The sequence below is a fragment of the Arcicella rigui genome (assembly GCF_034929435.1).
Lineage (GTDB): Bacteria > Bacteroidota > Bacteroidia > Cytophagales > Spirosomataceae > Arcicella > Arcicella rigui.
This window is the reverse complement of sequence record NZ_JAYFUM010000011.1, coordinates 123,718-140,883: the sequence shown is the minus strand read 5'-3', so window position 1 is coordinate 140,883 and position 17,166 is coordinate 123,718. Positions and strand designations below refer to the sequence as shown.

At 36.5% G+C, this 17,166-nt stretch carries 9 protein-coding genes; 2 read left to right on the top strand and 7 right to left on the bottom strand.

What is annotated here, in order from left to right; translation table 11 throughout:
* Window positions 1-42 precede the first annotated feature (42 nt).
* The 7 genes from VB248_RS11215 to VB248_RS11185 all read right to left on the bottom strand — a co-directional run bounded on the left by VB248_RS11215 (window position 43) and on the right by VB248_RS11185 (window position 13,896).
* On the bottom strand, window positions 43-6,282 hold the full coding sequence (locus tag VB248_RS11215; protein ID WP_323296870.1) for a hypothetical protein: 6,240 nt from the start codon (window positions 6,280-6,282) through the stop codon (window positions 43-45).
* Between the two features lie 21 nt (window positions 6,283-6,303).
* Window positions 6,304-7,995, bottom strand: a complete 1,692-nt coding sequence (locus VB248_RS11210) for a hypothetical protein (RefSeq protein WP_323296869.1) — start codon at window positions 7,993-7,995, stop codon at window positions 6,304-6,306.
* Between the two features lie 125 nt (window positions 7,996-8,120).
* On the bottom strand, window positions 8,121-8,753 hold the full coding sequence (locus VB248_RS11205; RefSeq protein WP_323296868.1) for a response regulator transcription factor: 633 nt from the start codon (window positions 8,751-8,753) through the stop codon (window positions 8,121-8,123).
* Window positions 8,754-8,861: 108 nt separating this feature from the next.
* Entirely contained in the window at window positions 8,862-11,834 is a 2,973-nt protein-coding gene (locus VB248_RS11200; protein ID WP_323296867.1) for a sensor histidine kinase, read from the bottom strand.
* Window positions 11,835-11,974: 140 nt separating this feature from the next.
* The gene (locus VB248_RS11195; RefSeq protein ID WP_323296866.1) at window positions 11,975-12,877 is read right to left on the bottom strand and encodes a carbon-nitrogen hydrolase family protein; all 903 of its coding nucleotides are present in this window, start codon (window positions 12,875-12,877) and stop codon (window positions 11,975-11,977) included.
* A gap of 12 nt (window positions 12,878-12,889) precedes the next feature.
* A complete protein-coding gene (locus VB248_RS11190; protein WP_323296865.1) occupies window positions 12,890-13,495 on the bottom strand; it encodes a GNAT family N-acetyltransferase in 606 nt (201 codons plus the stop codon).
* The gene (locus VB248_RS11185; protein WP_323296864.1) at window positions 13,495-13,896 is read right to left on the bottom strand and encodes a nuclear transport factor 2 family protein; all 402 of its coding nucleotides are present in this window, start codon (window positions 13,894-13,896) and stop codon (window positions 13,495-13,497) included. The genes VB248_RS11190 and VB248_RS11185 overlap by 1 nt, the downstream gene beginning before the upstream one ends.
* A 695-nt stretch (window positions 13,897-14,591) precedes the next feature.
* Here VB248_RS11185 and VB248_RS11180 point away from each other — a divergent pair.
* Together VB248_RS11180 and VB248_RS11175 are read left to right on the top strand one after the other, a co-directional pair.
* Window positions 14,592-16,388 carry a PAS domain-containing sensor histidine kinase gene (locus VB248_RS11180; protein ID WP_323296863.1) on the top strand — a complete coding sequence of 599 codons (1,797 nt, stop codon included), beginning with the start codon at window positions 14,592-14,594 and terminating at the stop codon, window positions 16,386-16,388.
* Window positions 16,389-16,716: 328 nt separating this feature from the next.
* Window positions 16,717-17,133, top strand: a complete 417-nt coding sequence (locus VB248_RS11175) for a response regulator (protein WP_323296862.1) — start codon at window positions 16,717-16,719, stop codon at window positions 17,131-17,133.
* Window positions 17,134-17,166 lie beyond the last annotated feature (33 nt).

Here is a 17,166-nt window from a genome sequence, read left to right as displayed (position 1 = left end):
GCTAAGAGAAAAGCATATAGCCTATTGCCTACCGCATACAGCTTACCTATCACAATTAAAACAAGCAGGATTTGAGAAATAGCCCGCTACTCTTGCATTTGGAATATTGGCTGGAATTGCTTGATTATACACAGGTGCTAATGATATTGGCGAAGCTCCCAACTGAATATCTTTCGTCACCGTTACTTGATTTGCTCCGGGATATGGCTGATAAGTTAAGTTTACTTTTACTGTCGAGCCATTTTTACGCTTTTTGAAAATATAATAATCTACGGAAGTATAATCGCCAAAGCGGTCGAAAGTGGCTGGGTTATTCAGCAGTCCAGCGTAAGAGGCTGTAATTCCAAGGGTTTTACTGGCGAATGAAATTTCTGTATTTTCCGTTTTTGCCATTTGGGTTTTCCAGTTATTCCCAAAATATTGCTGATAAGTATTTCTTACTCTTTGTACTTTTTCGCCAAAACTTCGCACCGCCATAAAGTCATTGTAGGCAATAAAATCACTTTTTATTGTAAACTGATACGGTTTTGTTGGAGCGTCATTTACGGCAAAACCATAAATTCCTGATAAAAATACCATTTGCGAAGCCACCGTTTTACTGATAGAAGCATCCATCGAAATCATTTTGCTACTGGCACTTCCGATGGATGCACCCAAACCATTTTCATCTTTTGTGTTGGTATTATTACCGTTCAGGATGTCAGAAATATTTCCATTATAAGGGTCACGAACGCCAATGTTTCCTAAAAGGGGTAAGGCTCTTCCCATTACAACGCTTTTGCTGGGTTGATAGGCAATATTTCGCAAATCATTGTAATTTGGACTTACTTGTCCGACATAACCATATTGAATTTCAGTAAGAATACTATAAATATTACTGTTCGCAAAACGGTCAAATTCGGAAGTACCTTGACTGAATGCTGGCGTATTTACCGTTAATAAAGCTGGTTGCAAAGCTCCTCGACTTGAGAATTTATGCTCTTTCATTTCCTCATCTTCAAAATTTTCAGTACCATCACTTGGCACAGCTTTGATGAACAAATAAGCATTTGACTGTGGCGTAATTTCGTCTTCGTACTTACTATTCTGGAAAGTTGTTGCAGCCATTTTCTCCTGAAAAGTATTGTACTGACTGGTTTTGAAAGCCAGTGAAAACATTACTTTATCGTTTTGTGCCGCTTTTTTATCAAGCGGTTTTAGGGCATTGAATCTAATCTGATAAGCGGCTGCATTGTTGCCAGTACCTGCATTTTGATAAGTTCTTTGAATAGTATTGGTGAAATTGGCTACTTCGTATTTCTTCACTTTAATTTTATGTAATTCCAAACGATAGACTTTTGAATTTTGTAAACCTGCTGGAATATCCGCTAAAATTTTACCTTGTCCACCTGCCGATGGAGCTTGGTATTGCATGGCAGTTTTCAAAGTATCACCTCCATTTTCGGCAATGAAGTAAGCTTTGAAATCGTACTCTTTTTGAAGAAAATTATTCGCATTGATGCCTTCTAATAATTCATCAGGAATATCACCAGATATGACGGCTTTGGTCGTTTGATTTTTCAAGAAGTAATTTTGTCCATCCATTGGCCAAGTATAAGCCACATCTTCCCAACGAACAAAATCGGGTTGTTTGCCAGAAGTAAAAATATTTTCGGCTTCTTCAAAACGCTGTTCACGCACACCCGTTTCGTCGATATAAGGATTTTCAAGTCCGCCATTCACACGTTCCCAAAGGCGTACTTGTACTTTGAAAGCATAATTGGTTTCAGATTTCAAGTGTCCGTTCAAAGGCAAAATCAATTGTTCGTTGTTATTCACCCACTGTTTCGCACCAATTGCTGCAAATTTTTCATGCGTTTTCTGGTTCGTCAATGAATATTCTTGAACGGTAAAATAATAAGTTCTCGGCTGACCGTCGGGTAAAGCGATGCTGTAATCCGTATCCATACTCATATTGAAAACAGCCTGCAAATCTCCGTTGGTATCCACCTCTTTTTCTCCTTTTTTAGGACTCAATTCTGAAATTACTTTAATATCCGCCAAAGGGTCGCCATTGAAAACTGGTTTACATTTTTGTCCGAAATCAAAATCAAAATCCGTATCTACTTTTACCAAGCCAGCCAGTACTTCACCTTTTACTCTGAGCCTGCCTTCGCCCCAAGTTGGCTCAGGTAAACCACCCCAAAGCAAAGCTCCTGCCGTTAAATCCATCAATTTTACATTGAAACGTTTGCCGAAAACTTTGCCTGCTACTGATACTTTTCCGTTGGCATAAGCATAAATTTGAGCATTGGCATACCAGCCATAAAGCCCGACAATTTCTTGTCCGTTACATTTTAAACCTTTAGATAAAGCCGCATCAAAACCAGCAATCAAAGTAGCATCGGCGGATAATGGGCCAACGGCTACTTTCAAACGACCGTCAACTCTTGCTCCTGCCAGTAATCTGAATGTTAGCGGATTCCCGATGGGTTCGCCATATTCATTAAATTGCATTTCGCCTTTGGTTTTGGCAGCATCTACTACATCGTTTCGGTTATCATTTACATTTTCTTTTGCCAATAAAAAGGTTTGTACTTCCGAAGGTAAATTTGGAATACCGCCAATATCGTTTCCGAAAGCGAAGTAAGCTTTCGCTGCCAAATAGGCGTAAAGGGCATCATCTTCACTGCCCACTTGTAATAATTTAAACTCCACTTTTTGTTTGCCTTCGGCTGGGTCGCCAATTTTTACGTGCCAAGTATCAGCAAAGTGCATTCTGAACGGAACAATAACTTTTGGAAAACCGGGAATTGGTTCTACTTCCACATCGGCATTCATATCAAAACTACTTGGCGTGATTGTCACAGAAGTTTGTGCCATCAACAAACATTGTCCGTTGCGGGTAGGGTCTTCGTCTAAACTCAACACTTTTGCTTTGCCCGAAGCTGTGAAATTACTGAACGCACCATTGGCGATACTTGCCTCAATGCCCAAATTGGCAAGTATCATTTTTTTATCCGCCAAACTCATATACACATTGGCTTTAATGCCATAACTTCCAAGCATCGGGGTATAATTGATGCCTGTGTTATTTGTGCCTGCACGAGTCGTTTGCGTGTTCGGAGCAACATCTTTAATCGTTTGCGATAAAGGCGTATTCATTTTCATATTGAAATAAATGCCGCCGCCAAAACCTGAACACATCAAAGGCGGTACAACCGCAATACTTGGCGTGAGCAATACGCTGGCATCCACATATCCATAATAAAAACCTTTATTGCCAAATTGTAAAGTCGCTTTTACGGTGGCTACTTTCGGGATTTTTACTTTGGCTGAACCGATAAAACCTGTTCCATAAAGGGCATCCTCATCAAAAAGGCGAAGTTCACCCTCAACGGTTGCGGGACCAACAGCCCCTTTTATCATGATTTTTTCAAGGTTGACTTTAGAAAAAGCAGGTGACATTTTTCCATTTACGTAGCTCAGTTTTCCCAAAATCTCTACTTTGGTTTCTGCACCGACGATGGTATTATCATCTCCGCCGACGTTTACTTTTACTCCAAAGCCAAAGCCGATGGCATCGAGTCCTCGATAAACAAATTTTGGTGGCGTTAATTCAATCGGGAAGCCTACTAAATTGGCTTTGTTTTCATCTTCGACAGGCGTGTAAGTAGGTAGAAATTCATCATTGAAAGACGGCCCGCCGCTTTGTTTGCCTTTATCTTTTTCGTCTTTTTTATTATCCCACAAACCGCCCAAAAGTGTCCATTGTCCTTCGTCCAAATACAGTTCTTTTTCGCCCTGCATGGTAGGTTTTATTTTGGTATTTGATACTCTAAAATGTTCAAATTTCACTAAAGGAATGGTAATTAGGCTTTTTTGTGATAAACCAATGCTGGCAGAACCGCTTAAATCTAAATCAATTTTTTTGTTGTCTCCGTTGAATTCCAGCAAGAAATTAGAGTTTTTATCCAATTTCATTTTTGCCAACATGATTGGTACATCGTAGTTTTCTTTGGCATCAATCACAAACTGCATCGTATCTAAATTACTGCGGAGGTTGCAGGAATACGACAAGTAATCGTTACTAATCGGGAATTGAAGTTTGCCTTTCATCATTCCCAACTCAAAGCGATTTTGCACGATTTTGATTTTAAAATCATCAATTGAAAAACCCCAATCGCCAATCTTTCCTGTTGAATAATCTACCACAGGTTTATTGGTTGGTTCAATCACTGCCGTGATTTCATTGCTATCGTCAATGATAAAATCGCTCGTGATAAAACCCAAACGTTGTTCGTTTGTGCCTTTAAGTTTGGTAGGTAATTTTACTTCTGTTTTTTTCATATAAAGCCCACGGAAAGTCATTCCACGGTCGCCTTTGAACTCGTCTGGCACATGAAAATCAACAGGATTTCTTTTATCTGAATGGTCATAAAAAGCATTTACGCCATTAATGGTAAAATCTTTTAGTCCATCCACCGTAAAAGTTGGCATATTTACGGTTGCCACCCAATCGTTCCAAGTCAAGAAATCTGTGACCATTCTTGCCTTTACGTCGCCAGCGATTACCTTGCCTGTGCCGTCATCGAGTTTTAAGAATGAATCGCCAAAATTCAAATCCATCACGGCATGAACGTGCTGTAAACTATCGCCTGCAATGCGTGCATAAGTACCTGAATCGTCAGGATTTGGATATTTTCCTTGAATAAAATTGAAAGGCAATGCTGGAAATTTAAAATCATCAACTAAAATCAAGTTGGCTTCGCCTGCAAAAGCTTTGTTGGGAACCATGCAAACGTCCACCGCCGCCATCGAAAGAAATTGGTTCGCTTCTGGCATTTTTAGGTTGAACAATGCCCCCATATCTGCCCCATGCGGACTAAATCGCATATAATTGATACCGATAAAACCTGCCTTTGTTGGCACGCCAACTGGCAATTTTACCGCCAATAAAGCACTTACTTTCTGGAGAGAATTTTCTTCAATGGCATCCACATAACTACCAATATCAAAGCCTTGTCCGCCTTTTGCCAATTGTTTCCAAGTACTCATCTTGGTAATTTCTTTAGGGTCGGGGAAATTATATTTGGTATTATCGGCTTGAGCATCGCCACTAAAAATCTCATAAGCTGTGTTAAAATTAATTTTCGTGAATACGACTTTTATCGGAACTGAATTCCAAAATACTCGTCCGTTGCCATCGTAGCCATCACCGTTTTTGCTGATTTCATCTACTTTTAATTCAAATTTGCCCAGTTTTAATGTTTTACCAACCAATTCTTCTTGTGGATAAATGGCAGTTTTGTCGGCAGGCAATTGGGTGTCTTTACAAGAACTTGCTCCTACCAAAGCTACTTGTGCTTGGCGTGGCGGTGGTGGCGGTGCAGGAATCGCTGGGGGTACTTCTACATCAAAAGTACAGATTTGACTTTGCCCATCGTTTTGAAAAACAGCCTCGCCACTTTGGTCTTTTGCTATTACTCGCCACACGTATTTCCCAACCATCAATTCTGGTTCGGCTTGTGTATAATTCAGGGAAGTACTGATAATATCTTTTTCGGTGAAGGGATTTCCGACATTAAATTTAATGGCATTGTCCATCGCATCATTCGGATTTTGCCCTTCGGGTACTTTCAGTAAATAAAAATCATATCTAATTTGAGCTCCAGAAATATTCCCTACTGGTGGCGACCAAGTAAATACTTGTTGTTGCGGAACGTTTTCACGTTTTATCATTTTGTAGCCACAAGAAGGCAAAGTAAGGCGAGGAGGTTCTATGTATGACAAAGGAATACTTTGGCATTGCCCTGTGATATTTTGAAAGTTTTCGACATTGGCATTATAAGGAGCAACATATACACAAAAATCATAATAACCCTGTGGAAAAATCCCCGAAAGTACAATTTGGTCTTTTGTCGCTTTGTCAAAACCAATGACTTCTGTGTTTTTTACATCCACAAAACCACGATTTTCTTGTCCGAAATCTATCTGTAAAGATTGTCCAACAGGCGGTAGTAAAATTGGCAAATCGGGTCTATAACCTGATTTTGTAAAAATTCTACCCCCAGAAGTACGGTTCGTGATTTGACCTACAATTTTCACAGGTGTATTGGCTGCTTCACCATTGTTGGTAATTATTACTATTGCCGCCTGTTTGTTAGGATTATCCACAAAATCGACTACTCTCGGACTAAAAGGCGGAGAAATAATCAATTGTGCCGATACTTTTAACTGCTGTGCCTGTATTTTTTCAAAAGACAAAAGCAGTAGTAATAAGTAAAAGAGTATTCGTTTCATCTTATTATTTGTTTAAATATGTTAGAATGAAATGCCGTAGCCAGCATTCATGTATAATTCTGAAAAATTCCTGCGTTCGTTTTTATTGTCGGAATTAACAATCGTTGAAAGACTTACATTGAATTGCTGCTTTTTGGTCAGGCGATAAGTAGTATTCAAACGGGCGTTGAAAGTACTTCCTGTGTTTACTTGTTCTTGTGCATTTTGAGTATAATTCAGCGAAAGCGAAGTATTGAAATTATTCTTTTTACTTCCTCTTTGTGCAGAAAATGAAAGCCCCATCGACGAAGTATTATAAATCGGCAAAAGGTTGCGGATGAATAATAAGCCGGGCGTAAAAGTCATTTTCCGAGTTGGCATTCCATAACTATAAGTAAGCGAACCGAAGAGGTTATTGAAGTCTGTGCGTACTTTTGAAATAGTGTTTAAATCGTTGGCATTTTGATATGAAAGTACGCCGTTCACAGCATGAGAAACCGTTCCAGAAGTTTTAAACCAACGGGGAGCAATCATCAAACTTTGGTTCAATTGCGAAATTTTTACGGTATCAATAATCTGATTAGGAATGTTTTGTGAAGTACCATAATTTGAATAATTCACAGATAAACCGAGCGTTCGAGAAAACTGAATATTCAAATTGGCTGAACCAATATTGCGTGTAGTGGTGTATTCTTTGAGTTTACTCACATTATCTTTCTGAATACCATAAGTACCCGATAATTGTACTTTTCCTTGTAAAGCAGAAATGGAAGCTGCACCTGAATATTCTTCCATATCAGTATTGAAAAAATACGCTCCCATCGACTGATAATCAGCAGAAATCAATTTGTATTGCCCTTGAATGCTAAAAGTATTGAATTGTAAACCAAGCGTAGTTTCGCCAGCCCAGCCCAGTGAAGTGCCTTTGCGGATGTCCACAATTTTGGTAACGAAGGAGTATTTTGCTAAATCTTTTTCCTCCAACATTTCTCTGCGAACATCACGAGTATAAAGACTTACGGCAACATCGCTTCGCCAAAATAAATGTTTGAAGAAAAGAAACTGCTGAGAAACGCCAAGTACTGTATTTTCATCGGGCGTTACTTTCCCAAAATCGACAGGGAAAGTGATAGAATTTAGGTCATCTTTAATTTTGAGGAAAGTAATATCAAAATGGTTTTGTGTAGTGCCCAAACCCAATTTTGCAGCAAAACCATTGCGTTGATAAGCAGGTGTTAGTCCGTTTGGTAAGTTCGGATTCGTTGGATTATTGGTATCTAAATAGCCCATTTCAGCTTTTTGAAATTGTCCATAAATCACCGCAAAGCGAAGTTTGCCCGGATTCAATTCCAAACCAGCTCCATTGAAAAGTCTTCCGCCCAAAGTATAAGGTGAAAACATCAAGTTGCGATAACCCAAATGGGCTTTTACCCATTTATAGCTTGGACTTACACCAAATTGTTGAAATGGCCCTGCAAGCGAGCGAGATTGTTTGTTCAATAAAAAGAAAAAAGGTAATTGAACGCCATAAAGATTGAGCGTTGGCGAAGCACTGAGTGTCCAAGAGAAAGGGTCGAGGCGAGTTTGATTGCCCGACAAACTATTGTAAGTACCAATGTTCAGATTAATGCCACCAGAAACTGAGATTGGTTTTTGTTCTTTCAAGCGACTGAGGTCTTGCGTAAAGCTTTTGAATGAAAAAAACACAAGTAAAAAAAGGTAACGATTCCTCATTATTTTGATGTTTAAGTATTGCTTTGTGCCTTACAATACGCATCAAAATTGAAGAATTAGCAGGTAGCTATCAATAGCACTTTTGGGGGAGAAAGGTGGGTGAAAATGATGAAAAATGTTGAGAATTATTCAAAAAGTCGCATTCTTAACGCCTTGGCAACGGCTTCGTTACCATTATTGACGTGCATTTTTTCATAAATATTCTTTAAGTGCGAACGAACGGTTTCTACCGAAATCTTATATTCGTAAGCAATCATTTTATAAGTATGACCTTTTATTAATAATTCAAGTACTTGCATTTCACGGGGCGTAAGCCCCAAATCACTGGGGATTTTGCGTTCTACTTTGAAGGTTTCTAATACTCTGCGGGCAATTTCTGGGGTCATGGGTGCACCGCCTGAAGCTACATTTTCAATGGCGTCAATGATTTGTAGGGGAGAGGTTTTCTTTAATAAATAGCCATTCGCTCCCGAACGCAAACAAGCCATGAGCCGTTCGTCGTCGTCAAAAACAGTAAACATCAACACAAATACTTCTGGAAAATGCCTTTTTACTTTTTCTACGCCAATAATTCCGCCTTCGCCCGGCATATCAATATCCATTAAAATGACGCTGGGTGATAATTCTTTCACTTGCTCAATTACTTTATCGCAATTTCCAAAACCGCCAACCACTTGCATATTGTGCATTCCCTTCAACAATAATTCAAGCGAACTTCTCAGTCTTTCGTTGTCTTCATATATTAGTATTCGATGCATAGTTTTAGATTTTATTAAAAAATGGGTTAGTGAATTGGTGAAATTTGGATGGTTGAGGTTATTTTTTTCTTGAATTAATAGCAATTTACGGCTTCATTCTTCTGAATGTCAATCACCTATTTGTGTGAGTGCTACTACCAATTTTACTTCAGTGCCTTGCCCCAAAATTGAGTAAACGGTCAACTTCCCTTTCATTTTATCGGCTCTTGCTCGCATATTTCTTAATCCGTTGCCCTCAATGTTGCTGTCTTCAAAACCTTTTCCATCATCTTTAATGACTAATTCCAAATTACCTTTTACCTTTTGGATTGAGATTTTCGCATTTTTACAATCTGAATATTTCACTAAATTATTCACTGCTTCTTTGGCAATCAGCAAAAGATTTCTTCTGAAATCCATCGAAAGTTTTAAATGAGCGATTGAATCATCTACTTCAAATTCATAATTGATACCTTTTGCTTCAAAAATTTCTGAACCAATTCTTCGTATTCTTGCCGTTAATTGCCCAACGGTATCACGGTCTGAACGCAAACTCCAAATAATTTCTTCTAATTTATTTTGTAGCGAAGAAGTATCTTCCAAAATCGTATTCAAGTATTTCTGAGCCGTCGGCGAGTCTTGTACTTGATGTTGAACCAGCGTAGAAAGAATAGAAATACTGCTCAAAGTTGCTCCAACGTCATCATGTAAATCTGCTGAAATCTCAGTTCTGAGTTGCTCAATTTTCAATAATTGGTTGATTCTGTATCGGTAAAAAGTATAAATAATTAAAGCTACTAAAGTTAAAATCAGGATTTTAAACCAAATGGTTTCTACAAAACTGGGTTGAATGTTAAAACTCATTTTGAAAGGTTTACTACTCCAAACGCCATGATTCGTTCCGATGGCAACTTCCAATTGATAAGTATTTGGTGGTAAATCTATCAAAACTAAAGTATTGTTTGAGCCATTGTAAACCCAGTCTTTGTTGATGCCCACAAGCCGATAACGATATTGATTTTTGGCGATAGGAGAGAAGTTCAAGGGGGAAAAAGTAAAACTTAAATTGTTTTCATTCCTTTGTAAATCAATTTGTTCGCCTTGATAAGGAACTGATTTTCCTCCTAAAATTTCAAAAGTACTTAATGATAAATCGGGTACTTTATTTAAAGAAATATCATTGATTTTTAAAATATTAAAGCCATTTTTTTGACCAATCCAAAGCTGATTATGGTCGTTCAACCAAAAGCCATTACTGGTATTATTGCTCATCAAACCGTCTTCTTCGATAAATTTTGCAAACTGTTTAGCATCGGCTGAAAATCGTAAAAGTCCGTCGGAAGTACCAACCCAAATAAAACCTTGTTTATCCACCGCAATTTTGGCGAAATAATCATTCGGAAAATCTTCTTTTTCACGATTAATTTCAAATTTAGAGAGAATAGTACCTGATTTGTCCAGCACATTAAATCCACCATAGCCCGAGGCAAAAAGTCGATTTTGGTGAATATTAAGCCCTAAAAAATAATCACCGATAAATTGGTTATGTCTATTTTTATTTTTTTGTAAATCGGCTACTTGTATAAAACTGTGTTTTTCTTGATTGAAATAACATATCCCAAAACCCGGCGAGTACCACGAAGCAAGCCAGATTTTACCATCTGGAGCAAGGGCGATGTCGTTGATTAAACTTTTTGCCCAAAATTCTTGAGTCTGATTTTTTTCCCATAAATGTACTTCTTGAAGACTTGGATAATCAAAAACTTGTATTGGTCGATACTCCGAAACTAACCACAGTCTTTGTGCTTGGTCGAAGCAAAAACTGGTAATATTTCTTGTGATGGCAGGTAAAATTTTCTTGAGTGTATTGCTATTTTTAGAGAGTTGAAAAACGCCTTTTGAAGTCGCCAAGAGTACGTCTCCAGTTTGGCTCATCATCATTTTGTTTACATACACCTCTTCGGGTAAAGTATATTTTTTATAAATACCAGTTTTGCTATTCCATTTCAACATTCCCGAATGTGAAAGTCCCAAATAACTTTCGTCTTGATTAATTGGTAGAAAAGACGTTACCGTCACGGGCAATTGTACCAAATCAGGCGGAATCAAAATTGTTTCGCAGTTACTTTGTCCATTTTCATACTTCAAAAGTCCAGCGTCAGAGCTAATCCATATTTTCTTTCCCTGTTTGTCAAAAAGAAAAGAAGTAAAATTGGGTTTAATATTTTCAAAACCACGTACATTTTCAAACGCCTTCTTCTGCTCGTCAAAAATATATAATCCGCCATCACTTGCAATCCAAGCTTTATTGCCAACCCATAATATTTCGTTGATTTTTTGTTCGTTCAAAGCCACAGAATAGGCTTGTACACTTTTCGTTTCTGGAGAAAATTTTATGATTTTTCCTTGTAGCGTTCCGAGCCAAAAATGCTGTTCATGCTCGCTCAAGGTTCGTAAGATGATGTTTTTAGGAAATTGCCAGAAAAGAATCGGCTCGTTTTTTTGTTCATCGAAATAATACAAGCGATTCAAAGCCAAAATCCAAAGCTTTTGCTTCGAGTCCATAAAGTATCGAATAGACGTAACGTCTTCAGCCGTATTTTTGAATAATGGAAATAAATGCCAGCGTTTTTTTTGAGCATCAAAATACTTGGCATGATGAAAGTCAGCCGACCAAATACGCTTCTGAGCATCTACAAAAACATTATTAAAATGGTCGTTGTCAGGATTATCATCTTGCCATTTTGGCGTAGCAATGGCTTGAAAATCATGTGTTTCAGTATTTATTCTGAAAATTCCTGTTGAAAAAAAACTCACAACCAAGTGTTTGTCATCTTCAATACTGATTTTTTCTGCAAACGCTTTTGGCCCAAGTCGCACAAATCGGTAGCCATCGTAGCGAAACAAGCCTTTGGCAGTTGCCAGCCATAAAAAGCCTTTTTTATCTTTGGCTAAATGATAAATTTGGTTAGAAGGAAGTCCAGTTTTTGTAGAAATGATTTCAAAATTTTCCTGAGAAAGTTGTCCATAAGCCTTGAACATACTTAGCGTACATAAAGATATGCACGCTAAGTAGCCTAAAAGACGAAGTATTTTCTTCATTGAAAATCTGAGAATAAATGATTTAATTTTTTTGCAATAGGCTGTAAGCCATAAGCATTAGGCAAAATATTCATTGTGCTTGCCTAAAGCGAATCAATTAAATTGATTTTGCCTACTTACTTAATTTATCATGAATTATTTCAAACGATTCGTCTAAGAATCTGAATCGTTTCTTGATAAAAAAAGGCTTGCCAACGAAGTTGGTCTCTGTGATTAAATACTTGTCCGTCTTTTCTTACTTCTTCAATCAAAGCAAAATCTAAGGTTTCTAAATGCCAGCCTTCTTCTTGTGGTGTTTTTGTTGAGATAATTCCTTCTTCGGGCATTCCTTTATCAGGCGTTGCATAAAAGCCCGAAAAGCCATAATTTATATCTACCGCAGGCGACCATTGAGCATTTCCGACAGTTTGAGAAACAATGGTATAAGCTTGGTTTTCTAAAGCTCTGGCTCTTGCTCCAATATGAACTCGAGTCGCTCCACGAATCGTTTCAGTACAACTTGGTGCTAAAATAAGGGATGCACCAGCCGCACAAAGTAATTTAGAGCCGATAGCAAATTCTACATCATAGCAAATCTGAATACCAAATGAACCCCATTCTGCTTCAAATAAGCAAAGTACTTTAGGGTTGGCACAGGCAATTCCCCATTCTTCTTTTTCAAAACGAGTCATAAAAAACTTGTCTTGAAAGCCTACCAATCCTTTAGGTGAAAATACAAAAGCACGGTTGAATACTTTTCTTTTTTCAAGTACTGGAAAGCTGGGTGCAACAATAATGACTTGGTATTTTTGGGCTAATTTTTTAAAAGTATTACAGAAATTATCTTTAATTTTTTGTAATTCAAGTACTTGTTGGTGAATATCCGCTTGAATTTCTTTAGAAAAAGTACTCACCAATTCCATTGAAGCATATTCAGGGAATAGTAGTACTTGAGCGTGTTGCCGTACAGCATCTTGTACCCATTTTTCTGTATGTATTTCCCAATCATCAAAACTTTGATGCTGGCTGATAGGGTACTGAGCAGCGGCAAAAGTTACTTTCATAAGGATTATAAATTATAAGTCTTTTGTCCAATAAATCATTGTTTTGGCTGTCGAAACGCTTTCGTTTATATCTTGCCATTCAAAAGTACATTGTAAGGAAGGCTCTTTTTGATAGCCTCTCTTTTGCCAAAAAACATCATTTGGACGATAGTTTTCTGGTTTTAACGGATGTTTCTCTTCTCTTTCAACGGCACAAAAACAAGTAGTTTTGAATGTTCCAAAGCTACGAGCATGGGCTTCTCGTTCATCAAAAAAGCGATGTCCCAAACCCAAACCTCTGTATTCAGGAATTAAAATACTTTCTCCGAAGTAGAAAAAAGTATCAATATCAAATCCTGCTGTTTCAAAAGGAAGTCTTACTTCTGAAGTTTCGTCGCTTAATGGAATGCAAGTAGTAGCCCCCACCATTTTATTGTTGGCATATACGGCAAATAAAAAAGCTCGTTCCGACTGTGAATATACTTTCAGATACTCTTTTTCGTAAGCTACCGAACCTTCATAAAGGTAGGGGAAGTCACGAAAAACACGGATTCTAAGTTCTGCTAAGTCTTCAAACACAGAGGCTATTTCAGCTCCTTTTTTCGTGATATACGAAAAAGCGTTTTTTTCAATCGACATTATTCTGAAACCAGTTTAATCCACAAAGGAAGGTTATAATAAGTAGTAATGCGACTAATTTTTCCGTCTGTAAAACCCAAAAATGCAGCCGCAGGCAAAACATACTTTTGGTTGTGTGCCGCAGGTAAACCTTCTTCCGCTTTTTTGTAAATACCATTTACCACAAATTCAACGGCTACACGCTCGTCGTTGGGTTCGGTAAAAAATACCATATCGGTTAAAGTTTCCTCATAAGATTCGTCCATGTGTTGCATAAAAGCTTTGAAAAGCTCTAAGCCAATTCTTGGCTCACCTTGGTTGGGTTCATGTCGAACTTCTGGATGTAATAATGAAATCATTCCATCCCAGTTTTTTTGATTGAAGTATTCGTAGTACGCTTTAGCTGTGTCTAATGAAGGCATTGATTAAAATGTTTTGATGGGTAAATTAATATACGAAAGTAAGGTTTTTACAATAATGTTGTATCTCTGAATTTGTATAAATATCCTCTACAAATCTTTATAGTTAGCTTGGATTTTTATTTTTTTCATGAAGAAAAAAAGGCATATCTTCTTATCATCATTTTTGGCTCGTTTATTGAAGTATGAAAAATTCAATTTACAAGAATGCTTTCAAAGTCGAGCTTCTTTATTCATTTTTCTTCCAAAATTACTGCCAAAATTTATAGAATTTGCAAAAAACTATACTTGCTTAAATCTTTTTGTTGATGTTGCCAAATACGATAAGAATAGCATAATCATTTACGGCAGTGCTTTTTTTCGTATTCTAACACGGATTTTCTTTGATGAAAAAAAAGTAAAAGTGAAAAAACTTGTTGGTTTATATATTTAAGGCAAGATTTTTGCTGATATAAATCTATCGTTTTTATGTTTTAAAAACTTTAAAAACCACACATAAGTCTTTAAATTATTAAAGTAAGCTATTGATTAATTATAATTTTTGATGGGTAAATAGCTCATTTTATTTGTACATTTTTTTTATTTAAAAAGTACTGATAAAAATTGTACGATATATATGAATAGGCTATTGAATTTTTTTAGCATCTACTAAGTAGTGAATTTTCATCATCATAGAACAATTAACCGCCAATTCCCAGATGAGAACAAACACAATTAACTACTTATCAGAAATATTACTTAATTCCTTAGAAGGAAATGTATGTATTTTAGATAGAGAGTATCGTTTTCTGTATTTTAACAATGCTTTTGCCAAAAACTACCTGAATGCTTGGGGCGAAGAACCTAAACTTCATGAAGTAGATAAAATCAAAGATGCCTCAAATCTACTTTTTGATAGGCTGAAAATTGGCTATGATAAAGCTTTCAAAGGTATTCCGTATGAGATTAAGGAGAATGCTTTTCATATCAAATTCACGCCAATTCCCACTGTTAATAATCTGGTTTGCGAAGTATTAGTTCAGTTTAAAAACTACTCCAATGCTTTATTTACGATGTTTGATACTCATTTCTATACCGAACAGAAGTATCAAGAAGTAATTAATAATATTAGTGATATTGTTTTTCAGACTGACCAAGACTGGAATTGGACTTTCCTCAATGAATCGTGGAGAAGGGTATTGGGCTATTCTTTAGAAGAGTCTTTAGGAAAACCTTATTACGATTTTATGCACCCTGAAGATGCCGATAAAAAAGACCAACTTTTTGAAACACTTATCCTTCAGAAAAAAACTTCAAGTAAGCATGTTGCTCGTTTTATCAGCAAATCTGGCGAGATTAAGTGGATTAAGGCAACTGTAAGTTTTATCTATGACGACAAAGGGTATGTAGTAGGTGCAACAGGTACTTTACAGGATATTACTAAACAAAAAGAAAATGCTCATATTTACGAATTGCTTTCAAATAATGTAAAGGATTTAGTTTGTATTCACGATTTGAACGGCTACCTTCTTTACCTTTCGCCTTCTATCAAACAAATTACTGGCTACGAGCCGATAGATTTGATTGGTAAAAAAATGTCGGACTTTTATCATCCAGAAGATTTAAGAAAAACTACTGAAGACGAAGACGAAACGCCCATCAGTACTACCTACCGTTTTCAGAAAAAAAATGGTGAATACATTTGGCTCGAAACAAATTCTAAAGTGTTTTTTGATGATTACGACCTTACTTATCGTATCATCACTTCCACAAGAGAAATCAGTGATAGAAAGAAAACAGAGGAAATTTTAATGAATTCTCTTAACAAAGAGAGGGAGTTGAACGATTTGAAATCACTTTTTGTGAATGTTGCTTCGCATGAATTCAGAACTCCTTTAGCGACGATTCGCTCAAGTACTGAAATCATTCAGATGATTGACAAAGACAAAAATCCTAATATTCTCAAGCACGTAAATATTATCAGTAGTCAAATTGATAGAATTACAAATTTGATGAATGAAATATTGATTGTTGGCAAAATTGAATCGAAGAAACTCACAGCCAACAAAGAGAAAATTAATATTATGGAGTTGGTGAAGAATAGCGTAGAGTCGCAGAATGCACTCCAAAAAGATGGTCGTAGAATTCAATTTAATGTTTTTGGCTTACCTCAATCTGTTAATGTTGACCCACTTCATCTCACATTAATTGTCGATAATCTTGCTTCAAATGCACTCAAGTACTCAAAAGGTCGCCCAAATCCAGTAGTAGTTCTGAACTTTAATGAAAACCATTTCGAGATAAAAATTCAAGATTTTGGCATAGGTATTCCTTTAGAGGGGCGAAACAAAATTTTCAATACTTTTTACAGAGCTAACAATGTAGGACGAATAGAAGGTACGGGTTTGGGTTTAGTAATTGCCAAAAATTTGGTAGAACTAAATGGAGGAAAACTCAAATTTGAAAGTGAAGAAAATATTGGCTCTACTTTTATCATTTATTTTAGTTATTTATAATTTAAAAACGATAAAAAAAGTAAATCAAATATTTTTGTATTGTAGCTTTTAATAAGTAATTTAGCGAGGCAAGTAGTTATTTTATATAATGTTGAATAAAGATTAAATTTTTTCTGCTTTGTTGTTTCAAGTACATTTTGTAAATTTCTATCTTGTAAAGTATAAGTAGAAGCCTCTTGAACCCTTTGAGTACAAATAATTAATTGATAGTACTCTAAAGTAAGAGATATATAAGCATATAGACTAATAACCATTAAGTATAATTAATTCAGAAAATTTGGCATCTTGATAAGGTGTTTAAATTATTTTCAAAACATTAAATTTAAAAATGACAAAATTTCCCCAAACGCTTATTGTTGATGATGAACATCTGAATAGGATGTTGCTTGCCCGTTGTTTACAATCTTTTAATATCACTTATAGCGAAACTACTGATGGTCAAGAGGCTCTTGATTGGATAAAGAAATCAACAGAAAAACGATTGATTATGCTGTTAGATTTGAATATGCCAATTATGGATGGCTATGAATTGATGGCTTACTTAGAAACCAATGCCAGCGAGTTTAGTGACAAGCAAATTGAAATTATTATTGTATCAGCGGCCAGTCAAAGTACTTTTCAAAGTCTTATCGAATTGGCAAACATCAATTTAAAAATTGCTTCTTATATCGAGAAGCCCGTTAGTAAGAACCGTTTGTACGAAGCCATCAAAGATGCGTCAAACAACTTTCCCTCTGAATCGTAGCAAATTAAAACAAGTATCCCAAAAATAAAGCCT